The following is a 16,095-nucleotide window of genomic DNA, read 5'->3' on the forward strand; positions in this document are numbered from 1 at the left end:
ATATCTAGTCTTTAACCTCAAAACACTGTGCGCAAAATCGTTATCGCTGGCAACTGGAAAATGTACAAGACCCAGGGCGAAACCCTGGACTTTCTACGTCATTTTCTCGGACAACTCGCCGACACCCCCGACGGGCGTGAAATAGTTCTGTGCGCGCCCTTCACAGCCTTGGGAGCCCTGTCTAAAAGCCTGCACGGAGCCAGAATTAGGGTGGGTGCGCAAAATATTCACTGGATGCCGGAGGGTGCCTTTACTGGCGAAATCTCGGGGGATATGCTTCGGGAGCTAGGGGTGCGCTATGTAATTGTGGGCCACAGCGAGCGCCGCCAGTACTTTGGCGACACGGATGAAACGGTCAACCTGCGCCTGCGGGCGGCGCAAAAGTGCGGCCTTATGCCAATTTTGTGCGTGGGCGAAACCAAAAAACAGCGCGATGCTGGCGAAACCGAGTCGGTGATTACCACCCAGATTGAGCAGGGTCTAGTGGATATTGACCAAAACAATTTGGTGATTGCCTACGAACCGGTCTGGGCGATCGGCACCGGCGACACCTGCGAAGCTACCGAGGCTAATCAGGTGATTGGTGGCATTCGCAAACTGTTGAAAAACCCCAATGTCACTATTCAGTACGGCGGTTCGGTCAAACCCAGCAACGTCGATGAGCTGATGGCGCAGCCCGAGATTGACGGTGCCCTGGTGGGTGGTGCGAGCCTAGAGCCCGAAAGCTTTGCCCGCATTGTCAACTTTCAGTAACCCAAGCGCCTATCTAAAGTCGTCCTGGTAAAACCAGAGCACCGGCAGCGCGAACCCTAGATAGGTGCAGGGGCGGCACTGGCCCACAAGCTGTTTTGGTGAGCGGGTTTATGGCATTCATAAGGGTGGCCATGAATGTACTGGCGGTAGACGTTGGCGGTAGCAACGTAAAGCTTCTGGCAAGGGGCCAACGAGGCTTACAAGTTTCCCTTTGGCTTAACCACGACGCCGGAGAGGATGGTGGTTGGCGTGAGGGGGTTGACGGCGTAGTAGTGTCCTTTGGGTGCCGGTCAAATGGGCCCTGGTCATATTGACCTCTCGAAAATGCTCGCGGCTGAGGTCTTGGCCGCTGCGATTGGCGGCGGTTAACTCGCACTGCTGACAGCAGCGATCGCACGGAGAGCCTATGGCCTGGGCCGTAGATAGGTCTCTGTGCCGGTGTCCACAGCCGCATCTAGGGTTTGATCACGGCTGAGTTGTTCGCTTGCCACACGTCACGCGGTAGGGGTCACAGCGGTTAAAAGTACGTGCAGGCTGATAAGGATGTTCTACTGCGTAGATTGGGCCGAGTTGCTCAGTATTGGTGTTCCAATACTCAAAGACGCAAACACCAATCAGGCGCGATCGCATTAAGTTGTGCTAGCGGGCAAACCCTTCTGTGTAAAGGATCCCGGCTTTTCTATCAAACAGTTGAGATGTCCGTATTTTTACGGTTATAGCTCTAAGATTTCATCAAAGCATCACAGAGTTCCATCAGTGAATTCGCAGTTCCTTGCTGGTCTGTTGCGTATTCTAAAGGAGACCCTCCGGGGGGTGATTTATTCACCTCAGTGTGTTCTCTATCATGGATGACTCTCCCTTTCGCCGTATTGTTTTGCCGGCGCTGCTGGCGTCTAGCGCTGGGTTTGCGGCGCTTACTTGGCCGATGGCCGCCGATCGCGCGGCTCAGGTCTCGGAGCGGCTACCCCAACCCCTCAGCCGCTGGGTTGACTCGGCTCTGATCACCAACCAGCACCAGGCTTCGATTCGCTACATTGGCTTTACTGTCCTGTCGAGCCTTGCGATCGGTATCGGTACTGCTGAAACCATGCGAGTTCGGCAGCACCGAGGGCAGCGACACCAAGATTTACTCGATCAGGTACTGGATGACGAGCAAGCTGACTTTGGGGGCGATCGCCTGACTACCACCGCTTCCATAAACCAATTGCATGCTACTGATCTCGCTGCAAGCCACGATCCGGTGCAGGCTGCACCTACTGTTAAGGTGGCCACAACCCTTGACTGGACTAGCTTGCCATCGACTGTACCTAATACCCAGACTAAGGCGGAGCTGATGTCTAGCCCCATGGATGAGCATGCGCTTTACCACATTCAAGGTGCCGATCAGTGCCGCAGTTTGGCCCTTGCCATTGAGGGCGAATACTACCGCTACTACCGCAACCGCCCCAACTTAGACAAAGCGCGATCGTTGGTACAGCAGCTTCATCAGCAAGGCAAACGCGCCCTCGCCACCTGGGATGACAAAGGCTATGTGGTTTGGGTGCATCATGCCGAACGACCGCAGCAGGCTGTTCCTTGGGTAGGGCGTTTAGCCACTAGTTAAGGGTGCCAGCCCATTAGGCAAAAGTCGGTTGATCACGAACGATGTTCCTAGGCAATGTTGAGCAGTACGCAGGCATGAATCTCAAAACGCTAGAAAATCTTTGGACGGCCTTTGTGGAGGGGGAGCGAGACTTTACCGGCATCAATCTGGCTGGAGCCGACCTCAACCACTGGAGTTTAGCCAGGGTCGATTTCTGGGGTGCAGACTTTAGCGGAGCAAACCTCACCCAGGCTGATTTTCGCCGGGCTAACCTCAAACAGACCCAGTTCTGCAATGCCAAACTGGTGGGGGCCGACCTGCGCTGGGCCGATCTACGGGAGGCTGTGCTGACCGGAGCCGACCTCGACGATGCACGTTTGGAAGGTGCTCTCTACAATGCTCAAACCCAGTTTCCCGAAGGGTTTAACCCTGGGCCTGCCCGGATGTGGAGCCTGGCACCGGGGGCTGCCCTCGCCACTAAAGATTTGCGAGAGCGCGATCTGGGCGGCACCGATCTGACTGCCGCCGACCTCAGCGGAGCGCTACTGGTGAATAGTCAGCTGTTTGGGGCAGTGCTGAGGCGTAGCAACCTGCTCAGCGCTCTGATTGGCGATAGTGACCTGCGCTACGCTGACCTGCGTCAGGCCACGCTGATGTTAGCCGACTTGCGCGGGTCAGACCTGCGCCATAGTGACCTGGGCCAGGCCAATCTGATCGGGGCCAACCTGCGCGGGTGTCAGCTAGCCCACGCCAACTTAGATGGTGCCCTCTACTCCGATAGCACTCAGTTTCCCCGAGGGTTTCAGGTGACTGAAACTCTCCACCACCTCGCCCCCGGTGCATCTCTGTGGGGAGCTGACCTCAGTGGGGCCAGGCTAACTGGGGTAGACCTAAGCGGAGCTAATCTAGCTGGGGCTAACCTTATGCACGCTGACCTGTGGGGGGCTTGTCTAGCCAACGCTAACCTCAGCGGAGCAAACCTGCTGGGAGCGAACCTGCTAGGAACTGACTTGACCGGGGCTAATCTTAACCAAACAAACCTGATGCAGGCGATTATCGACACGCCGGGAGACTTAGCGGGGAAGATTGCTTTTGATAGCCAGCCAGCCTAGGAGTGGGGATTGGTTGCAAGGTCGTGGGGTAGGCGTAATCGGCAGCCGTGCGCCCTTGACCCTGCCCGATTCACAACAAGGCCATCTGGCTGCCGTTACCGGGAGTCTCGTCGTAGCCTAGATGGCGGCGGGCAGCAGGGGTGACCACCCGGCCCCGAGGAGTGCGCTGTAAGTAGCCAATTTGCAGCAGGTAAGGTTCGTAGACTTCCTCAATGGTTTGGGGGTCTTCGCCCGTGGAGGCGGCCATGGTGTCGAGACCAACGGGGCCACCGCCAAAGTTTTCGATCATTACTGACAGCAGGCGGCGATCGGTCCAGTCGAGACCGCAGGGGTCAACGTTAAATAGTTCTAGCGCTTCGGCGGCTAGGGCGGCGGTGATGGGGCCTGCCCTCTTAACCTCAGCATAGTCGCGCACTCGCCGCAGCAGGCGATTGGCGATGCGGGGTGTGCCTCGGGCGCGGCGGGCAATTTCTTCGGCTCCGGCGGGTTCGATGGGGGTTTTTAAGACGTCGGCGGTGCGCAGCACGATGGGTTTAAGTTCATCGATTTCGTAGAAGCGCAGTCGCTGAATCAGGCCGAAGCGATCGCGCAACGGAGAACTCAGTGCCCCCACCCTTGTCGTTGCCCCCACTAGCGTAAATGGGCACAGCGGAATGCTGCGAGTGCGGGCCGACTGCCCTTTGCCGATGGTGATATCTAGCCGCGAGTCTTCCATGGCCGGGTAGAGAATTTCTTCGGTGACTCGCGGCAGCCGGTGAATTTCGTCAATAAACAGCACGTCGCCGGGCTTGAGATTGATCAGCAGTCCGGCAATGTCGCGGGGGCGCTCTAGGGCCGGGGCCGTAGTGATTTTGCAGGTCACCCCCATTTCCTGGGCCAAAATTAGCGCCATGGTGGTTTTGCCCAGCCCTGGCGGCCCGTACAGCAGCAGATGGTCGAGGGGCTCTTGCCGCGACTGGGCCGCCTGAATGGCAATACCCAGCACTTCTTTAAGGGATGACTGGCCAATGTAGTCTTGCAGTCGCTGGGGCCGCAGGGTGTCTTCGGGGGCGATCGCAGCGGGTGTTTGAGTCGCGGTCTCATCCCCTAGATCTTCGGGCTGTACTTCCCCACCTTTGACGAGGGAGAGCAGCGGTTGTAGGGCCTCATCTGCGGTAGGCTGGGCTGCCGGTTTGGGCTTAGCCCGCTTGGGCTTGGCCGAATCGTCGGAGGTGTGAGAAGAAACAATGGCCATAGGGGAGCCTAAGGGGGCGGCCCCCCCATGATACTGTGGTGCATTTGCACTATCAAGCCATTGGCCAGCTCTACAGCAGGATGAGCAGCCCCAGGCTAAAGCTGAGCATGCCTAAAATCACTGAACCTAAGCCATTACTCTTAGATTCTGGGGAGAGGCTTAGGTCTTTTTCAAACTCACATTTGAAGCAGTGGTACACGGTGGGCTTGTATTCCACAATGCTGTGAACACCGCACTCGGGACACTGCCGGGTCTTACCGACCAAACCCGACTAAATCCGATGGCCGTTACCTCTACTCTGGGGCAAGCTGGGCCTAGTGATTTAGCAAATATTGGCATGCCCGCACCAAAATTTTTAAGACAGACCGCGATCGCCCTGATTGGCTTTGAGGTAGGGCTTGCTTTAACCTATTTGGCCCTGATTGGGCTGCGGGGCGAGGCAGGGCCATTTGATTTTAACGGGTTGCGATCGCTGCCCTCTTGGCTACAGGCGAGCCTGCTGGGCGCTATAGGGCTTCTATGTGTGGGTTTACTGCGCTATCGGCGGCACATGTCTCAGCCGATATCCTGGTTACTGCCCGGCACTTTAGCGCTGCTCTGCTTCTTCGGTGCTGTGGATGAATTGCTCAAGTTCCACCTCACCCTGCGGCAGGTGGACTGGAAATTGATTTACCTCAGCCTCTTGATGGCGATTGTGGTGCTGGGATTTCGAGATTTAGCCTGGCTATGGCGTACTCACCGACTCACGGTGCTGTGGGTGCTGACGGGGCTAAGGATTTTCTTGCTGGGCGGGTTTGGGACCGAGATGGCAAAGGATGCGATCGCGCCAGCGCTATCTACCCGTCTCTCATCTGAAACTGTATTTTTAATCGAACATCTCCGCATCACCCTGGAGGAATTGGCAGAACTCTTGGGTGAAACCATAATTCTTTATGCTGTAGCCTGTTTTGTCCAGCAGGTTTTACCTTTCCAGGCGCGAAGGCTCAAACATCCCTAAGGCCAGGTCTGCTTAAGAGCAAAAGCAGACCTGGGCAGGGTGTTCTATCGCCGCCGCAGCCACATCAGCACGGCTAGACCAAGCCCGATTGCCGGCAGCACTAGCAGAGCAAAGACCCCGAGACCAATTTGTTGCTGCACCGTTAGGGTAATGCGGCGGTTGGTGACTTCGCGGGGGCGAATAGAGAGGGTGGCGTCGGTCTGCTGACCCAGCCAGCTGATGGCGTTGAGAAAGACATCGCCGTTGAGCTGCTGCTCAAAGAGACCATCGGTGGCAAAGGTGGCGTTGCCAATGACGACGAGGCGCGACTCCGGCGGCGGTTCACCTTCGGCAGGGGTCGCTCCTTCGACGGGGCGACTGAGGGCAACCCCGAGGGTGTAGGGGCCAGAGGGCGGCGCGTTTTCGTCGTATTGCAGCTCGCCCTCGGTGGAGAGAGCCTCAGCCCGACTCTGGGGATTGCTCTGCAAAATAGGCGTTGCTGTCACCCCAGCCACCTCTTCGACATTGATCGGCCGCACCAAAGGAAAGAACGATCGCCCGCCGGTAAAGTCGCGGGTGATGGGGTGGTCGCCGAAGTCGGTGACTAGCGGGGCAGCGGGGCCAAGGCCAACGAGCTGGCCGCTGCCGGAGGTATCTAGCACAATGCGCTCGTCAAGGGTGATGCCCCAGGGGTCGAGCAAGGTGTCGAGGCCGGGGCTAGTGCGCGGGTCGATCAGCAGCATGAGGCTGCCGCCGCCGTTGAGGTAAGTTTGCAGCGCATTAACTTCGGGCTCAAAGAATTCAGCGGCGGGGCCAGCCACCACCACCACGCTGGCGTCGTCGGGCACTGTGCTGGTTTGGGAAAGGTCGAGGGGTTGCACCGCGGCGCTTTTGTCTTCGAGGGCGGTGGCGGCCTGCAAAAAGCCGGTGTCACTGCCGTCGATGGTGAATTCCTGGTGGCCCTGGGTGAAGTAGACGGTGAGGGGACGATCGCTCACCACCTGATCTAGCGCATTGGTCAACGTGCGCTCCGACAGCCGCTCGCTGGGGCCGACATTCTGCAAAAAGCGGCGGGTCTCACCACTCTCCACAAACACCATGCCCGTTTGGGTAGCGCCAAAATCCTGGGCCTGACGGGGGTCGTTGTAGGGGTTGACGTAGTCAAAGGTAAACTGTGGCCCCGCCTGGCGATAGCTCTCAAGCAGCTGGCGATCTTGCGGGTTAGGCAGCGGGTCGAATACGACGATGCGGGTGGGGTTTTCTAAAGTCTGTACCACCTGCTGCGACTGGGGGGCCAGGGTGAAAATTTGGTTTTCGGTGAGGTCTACCCGGCTGGCATATCGCACCGCCAAAAAGTTTACCAGGCCTAAAATGGCCAGCACCGCCAGGGTAGAGATCAGGGCGTTGGCCCCTGCCTCGGTGGAACGCTGGGCCCAAAACCGACCCTGCCCCTGGTTTCCCAGTACCAGACCAAGCAAGAGTAGGCCAATGCCCCCAATCAGTAGGCCTGCGGGCAACAGCGTCCACCCGGCGACGATGCCCGCAATTAACCCCGCCGTCACTAGGGCCAACCCCGGAAAAGCCAGGTATTTCAAATATTTTTGGTAGGCCGCCAACGATTTCATCGCCATCACTCGCTACTACTAACCTGCTGACGTTAAATGGATTGATTCGGCACTAGGACCGCTGGAACCGGAGGGTTTCGATGGACTGGGCAGTGAGGTACAGCCCCAGCCCGATGAATGAGAGAAACAGCACCAGGCCACCGGTGTCAAAAATGCCTTCGGTGAAGTCGGTAAAGTGCTTGAGCAGAGATAGGTGGGCGATCGCGCTACCTACCACCCCCGGCAGCCCCTGGGCCACCGCATCCACCAACCACAGCAGCAAGATCAGCGCAAAGGTCATAATCGCCGCCAGCACCGTGCTCTCCGTCAGCGACGAGATGAACATGCCGAGGGCCAATACGCTGGCCGCCAGTAGTACCAGTCCAAGGTGCGATAACAAGAATACTCCCGAGCCCGTGGGCGGAGTTGCGGCTCCTAGGGCGATCGACTGGCACACCATCAGCGGCAGCACCATCGCAACGTAGAAGCTCACCACCGCCAGCAGCTTGCCCAAGGCCACCGCCCAGTTGGTTACTGGCGAAGTCGCCAACAATTCCAGCGTGCCCTGCTTGCGCTCGTCGGCGTAGAGCCCCATGGAGAGCATCGGCAGCACAAACATCGACAGCGACCCCAGCAGCCCCACGTAGGCTTTGTTGAACTCGTAGGCCACATCAAAGGGGGGTGAGGGGGGCATTCCCATCTGCACCGCCTGGTCAGCCATCGCCGCCTGGGCCAAAATGCCCTGCGGCCCCAGCAAAATCGCCACTAAGAAGAAGCCCCCCAGCAGCCAGAACACGGCGGCAATGATATACGGCAGGGGCGAGGCGAAGTAGCTTTGCAGCTCCCGCTGGTAGATGGCGAGGATGTTTTTGAAGAGGAGGGTCATGGGCGGGGGAGTGGATGGGTGAGGGAGATGGGGAAGGTAGGGGAGATGGGGGAAAGCCAAAATCCAAAAGGGCTAAGCCTCGGATTCTTCTGGTGTTGGTTCGACTGTTGGGAGCTCGGCGAGTGCTTCGGGCGGTGCCGTTGTCCCCGTCGCGGGTTCGGTGGTGGTGAGGTTGAGGAAAACGTCCTCAAGAGTAGCCTGCTGGCGGCGCAGCTCGTGGAGTTCGAGCCCGGCGTTAACGAGGACGGCGGACATAATGGCTCCCAAGGCGCGATCGGCGTCTGCGCTTACTCGCAGCCGGTGGTGATAGTCCGGCAGGTGCTCTGGCCTCAGTAGGGTTACCTGACGTACGGGGGCCAGCTCGCTCAACAGGCGCTGGGCTCTATCCACATCCCCTTTAATCTCTAGTTCGTAGGCGGCTTCGCCGGAGAGGCGAGTGGTGAGGTTGTCGGGGGTGTCGGTAGCGACGACCTGGCCCCGGTTGATAATGGTGACGCGATCGCAGGTCATGCTCACCTCCGGCAAAATGTGGGTGGAGAGAATGATGGTGTGGCTACCTGCCAGCCCTTTAATCAGCTGTCGCACCTCGTTAATCTGGCGCGGATCTAACCCCACCGTCGGCTCATCCAAAATAATTACTGGCGGGTCGTGGATAATGGCCTGGGCAATGCCCACCCGCTGTCGATAACCCTTCGACAGCTTGCGAATCAGCACCTTGCGCTTGTCGATTAAACCGCAGTGATCCATGGCAATATCGGCCCGCTTTTGGCGCAGATCGGCGGGCACGCCCTTAATTTTGGCCACAAAGTTGAGAAAGCCCTGCACTGTCATATCGGGATACAGCGGCGGCGACTCGGGCAGGTAGCCAATGCGCTGCCGCACCGCCATCGAGTCGGTGTGCACGTCATACCCGGCCACTCGGGCTGTACCTTCGGACGCTGGCAGATACCCCGCCAAAATTCGCATGGTCGTGGTTTTGCCCGCCCCATTCGGCCCCAAAAAGCCCAGGATCTCCCCGGGCTGCGCCCCAAAGGTGATGTCTTGAATGGCTGTGGTAGACCCGTAGGTCTTACTCAGGTGCTCAACTTCAATCATGGGTGTAGAACCGCCAGCAAACCAGTGGATATTGTACTGCTGATTACAGTAGCGATTTTTCCTCTGATTGCGTTTAAAGGCTCAATCTAATCTGAGCTCCCTTCTCCCCTGCCTTCCCTATCTCCCTCACCTCTCGCTAGCTAACCCTCTACTACAATGACCAAGTTCATTGGTCTGAAGGCTGTAGCCTAGAATGGAGCTATTCAAGCGTCAGGTGTGGACCAACTTTCTAGGCTTGCTACCCGGTAGTTTGGTCACGATATTAGTTATCGCTATTGCCTTTCTGCGCTTCTATGACAAACAAGACTTCCGATTCCTCAGCATCGTCGCCGAGCCCCAGATCTGGAGCAACCGACTCACCGTGGCAGCCCTCCTGGCTGCACTGGCTAATTTCGGCGTTGAGTGGAACCGTCGAAATCGAGAAGGAAACCGCGAGGCTGAAGAAAGAGACCGCAGAGCTGAGGAAACAGAACGCGAAGCTCGCCGAGCGAGAGAGGAAGCTCGCCGAAGTCGACAAGAAGTTCGACGAAATCGACAGGAAGTACGCTACCAGAAAGCCCAAATCAGATACCAACTAGACCCTAGCGAGGCAAATCGCCAAGAGCTGGAATCTGTTTTAGCAGCTCTTGAAGAGTATGAGCAGACCCTAGACGAAGCTCTCAGTTCCTAACCTTGGGGCAGGGTTGCGGATCGCGGGTTGCGAGCGAGCAGTGATCAATCAAGCAGGGCTGTTGATAGGCATCCTCAGTTTCTAGCGGCGGCGGGGGCTGGCCGAAGATCATTTCGCAGCTGAAGTCTTCGAAGTTCGGCACCATCGTGAGGGGGATGCCGAGATCTTCCGTAAAGAAGCGCTGGGTGGGCAGCTTACACATGTTGACGCACATGCCGACGCAGCGGCTTTCATCCAGGTAGCGGCACTTTTTGATGTGGACGGCGCTGCGCTGCTGTCTAATGCGCCCTTTAGCATCGGTGAATTCTACGGCTTTGACTTCGCAGGGGCCGACCAGCCATCCAAATAGACGCGCGGCAAACCAGGCGTTGAGTTCGCAGACTAGCTGGGTCGGTGAAAACAGGTTACGAATCAGCCACAGCACCTGGGAGGGCACCAGAGACTTGAGCACGACGGCGACGAGCTCCTGCTGCTGCTGGGCATTGCGCCCCTGCATAATCTGATTCGATAAATCGACAACGCCGTCATAGCCGCTGTGAGCGGTATCTTTGCCCACGGCCTTAGCCATTTTTCGGCTGAATAGCCAGATGAACAGGCGATCGCCCACACTATCCTGATAGATTGCTTTTTCTGAGGTGGGGCCAAGGCCCGTGGCCGGGAGCGACGCCATGCTAAACCAGGAAGAATTACTTACTCCAGGTTAATGCCTCAGCGGGCGACGTGACAGCAAGGGCCAAAATCTCTAACCCTGGCTGCTGCCGGCAAACTGCTGGGCATAGAACTGGGCGTAGCGACTCTGGTTGGCCAACAGTTCGCTGTGGGTGCCCGCTTCAATCACCTGGCCCTTTTCCATAACTAGAATGCGATCGGCGTCGCGCACGGTGGCCAATCGGTGAGCGATGATGAAGACGGTGCGATCGCTCATCAACCGCTCCAGCGCCTCCTGCACTAGCGCTTCAGACTCGGCATCTAGCGCTGATGTGGCTTCATCCAAAATGAGAATGCGGGGGTTGAGGAGCACGGCCCGGGCGATCGCGACTCGCTGTCGCTGGCCCCCCGAAAGATTCACGCCGCGTTCCCCCATCCAGGTGTAGTAGCCCTGGGAAAACTGGCTAATAAAGTCATGGGCGTTGGCGATGCGAGCCGCCGCTTCTACGGCTTCGATGTCAAAATCTTTTTGGCCAAAGGCGATGTTTTGAGCGATCGTGCCGGAAAATAGCGTGGTTTCCTGGGGCACAATGCCGATCTGCCGCCGCAGGCTGCGCAGGGTAACGGTGGCTACATCCACATTGTCGATGAAAATTTGGCCCGACTGGGGGTCGTAAAACCGAGGCAGCAGGTTGACGAGAGTGGATTTGCCTGCGCCTGAGGAACCTACCAGGGCAATTTTTTCGCCGGGGAGGGCCAGCAGATCGAGATTGCGCAGTACGGGTTCATCGGCCTCGTAGCCAAAGGTGACATTGCGATACTCGACCCGCCCGGTGACCTGGGGCAGGTCGGTGGCGGTAGGCAGCTCGCGCACTGCCGGTTCGATATCGAGCAGCTCAATCACGCGGTCAACGGAGGCCTCACCCTGCTTAAACTCGCCATAGTTAATGATGACGTGGTTGACCGGGTCAATTAGCATCAGCGCTGCGACCACGTAGCTGCCAAAGGAGGCTCCGGTGAGGTTTTCCTGGGAGATTTGCCAGGTGCCCACCAGCAAAATCAGCATCACCACCACGGCGTAGGTAAAGCCCACCACCGGGTACTGCACCGCCTGGAGCCAGGCGGCCTTGTATTTGGCTTGGCGGTTTTTCTCGGCCTCTTGGGTAAAGCGCTCGACTTCATACTCTTCGGCGGCAAAGGCCCGCACCAGGCGAATGCCGCTAAACACTTCGGTGACCAGCGACGAGAGGTCAGAAACCAGGTTTTGGCTGCGCCGCGAAAACTTCAGCATTTGTTCCCCAAACCAGCCGGCCAGGATAGCCAGAATGGGCACCAGCACCACCGCCGTCAGGGTGAGCTGCCAGTTGAGGTATACCATGTAGCCCAGCACCACGACGAGTTGCAGCACCGAGGGCAAAAAGTCGTGGAACAGCTTTTGAACGACTTCGCCAATGCGGTCAATGTCTTCTGTCAGCCGGTAGGATAGATCGCCTGTTTGGCTGCGCTCAAAGTAGGTAAGGCTCAAGCGGTGAATGTGGGTGTACACATCTCTGCGCAGATTAAATGCCACCTCCAGGGCGGCTTTCGCCATCAATGAGTCCTGAATATATTGGCCAATTTTTTGCAGTGCAAACCCGGCCATGGTGATGGCGATAAAGCGTGACACCACAGGCACGTTGCCTGCCGCTAACTGCTCCAAAATATTCCCTGATAGCCAGGCCAGTATGGGCCAGAAGGAGACAAAAATAATGGTGCCCAACAGCGCCTGTGCTATGGTGCGCCACTCGCGCCGTACGTAGGGGGCAAGCGTCCAATAGTTGGAGCTTTGGGAGGGGCGCTCGGGATTCAAGGGCAAAACCTTTGCAATGGCATACTGTTCACCACGCTACCAGGTTTAGAGTGTTCCAGGTAATACCGCGTTTAGGGATTTGACCAGAATGCTTGGGCCAGGACCGTTACGTCCGCTAACTGCAATTCCTGATGCGGATGAGCTGGAATATTTTCTTAGGCCAGATCTGCATTTGGGGCCTGTGCCCATTTGCTCTGCTGGGCCAGACGCTACCATCTGTCTAGCGGGGAGAGGCACTACAATCGACCCATAGGCTACGTTTGAGGGATGTGTTGCCGATGCCCACAGTTATTGTTGCCACCGGAAATCCCGGCAAGCTAAAAGAGATGCAGGTGTATCTAGGTGAGCTGGGCTGGGCTCTTCAGCTCAAGCCCGATGCGCTCGATATAGAAGAGACCGGCACCACATTTTTAGAGAATGCGCGGCTCAAGGCTGCAGGGGTAGCCAAGGCATTAAGCCAGTGGGCGATCGCTGATGACTCGGGCTTAGAAGTCCACGCCCTCGGCGGTGCCCCCGGCATCTACTCAGCCCGCTACGCCGATAGCGACCAAGCCCGCATCGATCGCCTGCTTCAAGAGCTAGATAGTGAGCGCGGTGGTCAAGGATCTGCCGGAGAAGGCGATCGATGCGCCCAGTTTGTCTGCGCTCTGGCTCTAGCCAACCCCCAGGGCGACATCGTGCTCGAAACAGAAGGCATTTGCCATGGTGAGATCTTGCTGGCTCCCCGTGGCTCTGGGGGTTTTGGCTACGACCCAATCTTCTATGTGCCTGCCCTGGGCAAAAGCTTTGCCGAAATGTCGCCCGAGCAAAAAGACGCTAACAGCCATCGGGGTGTTGCCTTTAGCCAACTGATGCCCCATTTAAAGCAGTTAACCCTAGGATGACCTAACCTTGGTTGGGTCTCCCTAGGGCTAATTTAGAAACTGGTGTGCGATCGCTTTAATGGAGCCGGTCTTTGGCCATCACGCACTAGCCTCACAGGCAAATCCTAAGCTTCTCGGTTGAGGAAATCTTGCAGTTGCCCCAGAGCAGCCCGACCAATGTTAAACACAGCCCAGCTTGCGGCCACAGCAATCGGCAGTAAAACAACAACGACTCGCCAATCCATAGGGCATGCCCTCCTAAATGAGTTTTACTTAAACACTTGTCACAATTTTCTCATAATGTACACCACATAGGGCGCTCGCAGGCCGAGAGTTTATCGATCTAAACCAAAGTTGACCCCCTTGAGGGCAGCAAAATCGCCTGGATCGCTGCCTCGACACCCCCATGGCATCTCTACAGCCATTGTCTTTTGGGGTTTTGTCCCTAGGTCGTGGTCAATGAAATGGTCATAGCGACTGTGGTTACTTCCCCGGAGCTGACGTGACGGCCCTCTAATAACCATTAACCCATAAAGCGATCGCAGGTGACTGCCCTAATCGAGGTATCTCGTTATCCATGAGCAGACCAGCAGTAGGACAAAGGGTTCGAGCTAGCCTAGGTCACGATCATTGACTAACTTCCATTTGGTTTGATCATAATTCATCAGCTAGCGAAAAAATAAGGGCTGTGATTGCCTCTAGAAATTCTCTGATCGCAAGAAATAAAAGGGTCTAAAACTACCCTTTTCCTCTGCTTAATCCGACATTTTTAATTTAATTCTCTCAGAGTTATTAACTTGTGAAAATTTCCCTTACCAAGAGCGGCAGTGATTCTGTAATTTGTTATTTAACCTGTCGTAGCCCTGAAAATCTAAAGCCCTATGGGGTAGTTCTCAGACCGGCTTAAAACTTTCTAAGGACTAGGCTGTTAAGCGCTGTAAACCTGATTCTTTAGCGTCTCCCTTGGCCGTCCAGCGGAGAGCCTTTGGGTCTCAGGTAGCTTGTAAGGCCTGAAATGGCTTATTTAAGCTTTCTATAGACTCAGGTTATATCCGTCTATTGAGTAGGAAGCGCCTTTATCCGCTCTGTATTTTCGAGTAGAAGAGAGGAGAGTCCCATGACCATAAGTCCCCCTGAACCGGGACAAAAAGTCAGGGTAGTGGTTGACAAAGATCCGGTACCCGTCTCATTTGAGCGATGGGGCAAGCCCGGCCACTTCGACCGCACGTTGTCCAAGGGGCCCAAAACCACCACCTGGATTTGGAACCTGCACGCCGACGCCCATGACTTTGACACTCACACCAGTGACCTGGAAGATATTTCACGCAAAATCTTCAGCGCTCACTTTGGCCACTTAGCCGTCATCTTTATCTGGCTCAGCGGCATGTACTTCCACGGTGCCAAGTTCTCAAACTATGAAGCTTGGCTGACTAATCCCACCGGTATTAAGCCCAGTGCCCAGGTGGTTTGGCCCATCTTTGGCCAAGAAATTTTGAATGGCGACGTGGGCGGTGGTTTCCACGGTATTCAGATCACCTCTGGGTTGTTCCAGTGGTGGCGAGCCAACGGCATTACTAACAGCTTCCAGCTCTACTGCACCGCCATTGGTGCGCTGGTAATGGCGGCTCTGATGCTGTTCGCCGGCTGGTTCCACTACCACAAGCGCGCGCCCAAGCTGGAGTGGTTCCAGAACGTCGAATCGATGATGAACCACCACCTAGCGGGGCTACTGGGCCTTGGCTGTTTGGGCTATGCCGGTCAGCAGATCCACGTGTCGTTGCCCATCAACGCCTGCATGGATGCGATCGATGCGGGGCGGCCGCTAACCATTGGTGGTCGGGTAATCGACTCAATTGGGGCGATACCGTTGCCCCATGAGTGGATTCTCAACAAGGCCCTAATGGCCGACCTGTACCCCAGCTTTGTCGAGGGTATCCGGCCCTTCTTCACCCTCAACTGGGGTGTGTACTCTGACTTCCTCACCTTTAAGGGGGGTCTGAACCCCGTGACTGGTGGCCTTTGGCTGTCAGATACGGCTCACCACCACCTGGCGCTAGCCGTGCTCTTCATTATTGCGGGCCACATGTACCGCACCAACTGGGGCATCGGCCACAGCATGAAGGAGATTTTGGACAATCACCAGGGTGACCCGCTGCTGTTCGGCGGCCGGGGCCACCAGGGTCTGTTTGAAGATCTGACCACCTCCTGGCACGCCCAGTTGGCGGTCAACCTGGCCATGCTGGGGTCGATCACGATCATCGTGGCGCACCACATGTACGCCATGCCTCCCTATCCGTACTTGGCGACGGATTACCCCACTCAGCTGTCGATATTTACCCACCACATGTGGATTGGCGGCTTCTTGATTGTGGGGGCCGGTGCCCACGCCTCCATCTTTATGGTGCGTGACTACGACCCGGCGGTGAACCGGGACAACGCCTTGGATCGCATGCTGCGATCGCGCGATGCCATCATCTCCCACCTCAACTGGGTGTGTATTTTCCTGGGCTTTCACAGCTTTGGTCTATACGTCCACAACGACACCATGCGGGCTCTGGGCCGTCCCCAAGACATGTTCTCGGATACGGCCATCAATCTACAGCCGGTCTTTGCCCAATGGGTGCAAGGGTTCCACTCGGCAGCGGCAGGGGCCACAGCGCCCAATGCTCTGGCCAGTGTTAGCCCCGTGTTCGGTGGTGCTGGGGTAGCAGTAGCTGGCAAGGTGGCGATGATGCCCATGGCCCTCGGCACTGCCGACTTCATGGTGCACCACATCCACGCCTTCACCATCCACGTGACGGCGCTGATTCTGCTCAAGGGCGT

15 protein-coding genes are annotated in these 16,095 nt (G+C 56.9%); 7 read left to right on the plus strand and 8 right to left on the minus strand.

From position 1 onward, the window contains the following. Positions 1 to 27: 27 nt before the first annotated feature. From tpiA to H6F57_RS22335, 3 genes are all read left to right on the plus strand, one after another. Positions 28 to 753, plus strand: a complete 726-nt coding sequence (gene tpiA, locus H6F57_RS22325) for a triose-phosphate isomerase (protein ID WP_190625871.1) — start codon at positions 28 to 30, stop codon at positions 751 to 753. Positions 754 to 1,597: 844 nt separating this feature from the next. Beyond that, the gene (locus H6F57_RS22330; RefSeq protein WP_190625870.1) at positions 1,598 to 2,356 is read left to right on the plus strand and encodes a hypothetical protein; all 759 of its coding nucleotides are present in this window, start codon (positions 1,598 to 1,600) and stop codon (positions 2,354 to 2,356) included. Positions 2,357 to 2,430: 74 nt separating this feature from the next. Further along, a complete protein-coding gene (locus tag H6F57_RS22335) occupies positions 2,431 to 3,447 on the plus strand; it encodes a pentapeptide repeat-containing protein (protein ID WP_190625869.1) in 1,017 nt (338 codons plus the stop codon). A 70-nt stretch (positions 3,448 to 3,517) separates the two neighbouring features. Here H6F57_RS22335 and ruvB read toward each other — a convergent pair whose 3' ends face one another. Next, the gene (gene ruvB / locus H6F57_RS22340) at positions 3,518 to 4,681 is read right to left on the minus strand and encodes a Holliday junction branch migration DNA helicase RuvB (protein ID WP_190625868.1); all 1,164 of its coding nucleotides are present in this window, start codon (positions 4,679 to 4,681) and stop codon (positions 3,518 to 3,520) included. A 70-nt stretch (positions 4,682 to 4,751) separates the two neighbouring features. After that, entirely contained in the window at positions 4,752 to 4,898 is a 147-nt protein-coding gene (locus H6F57_RS27295; protein WP_206753723.1) for a hypothetical protein, read from the minus strand. Positions 4,899 to 4,904: 6 nt separating this feature from the next. Between H6F57_RS27295 and H6F57_RS22345 the strand changes: the two genes are divergently transcribed. Next, the gene (locus H6F57_RS22345) at positions 4,905 to 5,678 is read left to right on the plus strand and encodes a hypothetical protein (protein WP_199289605.1); all 774 of its coding nucleotides are present in this window, start codon (positions 4,905 to 4,907) and stop codon (positions 5,676 to 5,678) included. A gap of 44 nt (positions 5,679 to 5,722) precedes the next feature. Here the strand turns inward: H6F57_RS22345 and H6F57_RS22350 are convergent, their stop codons facing one another. The 3 genes from H6F57_RS22350 to H6F57_RS22360 form a co-directional block, all read right to left on the minus strand. After that, the gene (locus H6F57_RS22350; protein ID WP_190625867.1) at positions 5,723 to 7,288 is read right to left on the minus strand and encodes a Gldg family protein; all 1,566 of its coding nucleotides are present in this window, start codon (positions 7,286 to 7,288) and stop codon (positions 5,723 to 5,725) included. 46 nt (positions 7,289 to 7,334) lie between these two features. Further along, positions 7,335 to 8,147: an ABC transporter permease gene (locus tag H6F57_RS22355; RefSeq protein ID WP_190625866.1), complete on the minus strand. Its 813-nt coding sequence runs from the start codon at positions 8,145 to 8,147 to the stop codon at positions 7,335 to 7,337. Positions 8,148 to 8,219: 72 nt separating this feature from the next. Beyond that, positions 8,220 to 9,242 carry an ABC transporter ATP-binding protein gene (locus tag H6F57_RS22360; protein WP_190625865.1) on the minus strand — a complete coding sequence of 341 codons (1,023 nt, stop codon included), beginning with the start codon at positions 9,240 to 9,242 and terminating at the stop codon, positions 8,220 to 8,222. Between the two features lie 293 nt (positions 9,243 to 9,535). Between H6F57_RS22360 and H6F57_RS22365 the strand changes: the two genes are divergently transcribed. Next, positions 9,536 to 9,820, plus strand: a complete 285-nt coding sequence (locus tag H6F57_RS22365) for a hypothetical protein (protein ID WP_190625864.1) — start codon at positions 9,536 to 9,538, stop codon at positions 9,818 to 9,820. 81 nt (positions 9,821 to 9,901) lie between these two features. Here the strand turns inward: H6F57_RS22365 and H6F57_RS22370 are convergent, their stop codons facing one another. Together H6F57_RS22370 and H6F57_RS22375 are read right to left on the minus strand one after the other, a co-directional pair. Continuing rightward, positions 9,902 to 10,582, minus strand: a complete 681-nt coding sequence (locus H6F57_RS22370) for a DUF4033 domain-containing protein (protein ID WP_190625863.1) — start codon at positions 10,580 to 10,582, stop codon at positions 9,902 to 9,904. A gap of 72 nt (positions 10,583 to 10,654) precedes the next feature. Beyond that, a complete protein-coding gene (locus H6F57_RS22375; protein WP_190625862.1) occupies positions 10,655 to 12,409 on the minus strand; it encodes an ABC transporter ATP-binding protein in 1,755 nt (584 codons plus the stop codon). Positions 12,410 to 12,687: 278 nt separating this feature from the next. On the opposite strand from H6F57_RS22375, the gene rdgB reads away from it, so the two are divergent. After that, complete coding sequence (gene rdgB / locus H6F57_RS22380) at positions 12,688 to 13,293, plus strand: RdgB/HAM1 family non-canonical purine NTP pyrophosphatase (protein ID WP_190625861.1); 606 nt, start codon at positions 12,688 to 12,690, stop codon at positions 13,291 to 13,293. Between the two features lie 104 nt (positions 13,294 to 13,397). On the opposite strand, the gene H6F57_RS22385 is transcribed toward rdgB, so the two are convergent. Then, positions 13,398 to 13,517: a photosystem II protein Y gene (locus H6F57_RS22385; RefSeq protein ID WP_106871929.1), complete on the minus strand. Its 120-nt coding sequence runs from the start codon at positions 13,515 to 13,517 to the stop codon at positions 13,398 to 13,400. Between the two features lie 872 nt (positions 13,518 to 14,389). Here H6F57_RS22385 and psaA point away from each other — a divergent pair. Then, on the plus strand, positions 14,390 to 16,095 hold a 1,706-nt coding region (psaA, locus tag H6F57_RS22390), incomplete at its 3' end, for a photosystem I core protein PsaA (protein WP_190795043.1).

This window comes from Leptolyngbya sp. FACHB-60 (assembly GCF_014695775.1).
Classification (GTDB): Bacteria; Cyanobacteriota; Cyanobacteriia; order Phormidesmidales; family Phormidesmidaceae; genus Nodosilinea.

What these genes read in the sequence shown, in the direction of transcription:
- ruvB (WP_190625868.1), bottom strand. Translation starts at nt 4,681, where the DNA reads ATGGCCATTGTTTCTTCTCACACCTCCGACGATTCGGCCAAGCCCAAG.
- H6F57_RS22360 (WP_190625865.1), bottom strand. Translation starts at nt 9,242, where the DNA reads ATGATTGAAGTTGAGCACCTGAGTAAGACCTACGGGTCTACCACAGCC.
- rdgB (WP_190625861.1), top strand. Translation starts at nt 12,688, where the DNA reads ATGCCCACAGTTATTGTTGCCACCGGAAATCCCGGCAAGCTAAAAGAG.
- H6F57_RS22350 (WP_190625867.1), bottom strand. Translation starts at nt 7,288, where the DNA reads ATGGCGATGAAATCGTTGGCGGCCTACCAAAAATATTTGAAATACCTG.
- H6F57_RS22385 (WP_106871929.1), bottom strand. Translation starts at nt 13,517, where the DNA reads ATGGATTGGCGAGTCGTTGTTGTTTTACTGCCGATTGCTGTGGCCGCA.
- H6F57_RS22365 (WP_190625864.1), top strand. Translation starts at nt 9,536, where the DNA reads ATGACAAACAAGACTTCCGATTCCTCAGCATCGTCGCCGAGCCCCAGA.
- H6F57_RS22355 (WP_190625866.1), bottom strand. Translation starts at nt 8,147, where the DNA reads ATGACCCTCCTCTTCAAAAACATCCTCGCCATCTACCAGCGGGAGCTG.
- H6F57_RS22335 (WP_190625869.1), top strand. Translation starts at nt 2,431, where the DNA reads ATGAATCTCAAAACGCTAGAAAATCTTTGGACGGCCTTTGTGGAGGGG.
- H6F57_RS22370 (WP_190625863.1), bottom strand. Translation starts at nt 10,582, where the DNA reads ATGGCGTCGCTCCCGGCCACGGGCCTTGGCCCCACCTCAGAAAAAGCA.
- H6F57_RS22330 (WP_190625870.1), top strand. Translation starts at nt 1,598, where the DNA reads ATGGATGACTCTCCCTTTCGCCGTATTGTTTTGCCGGCGCTGCTGGCG.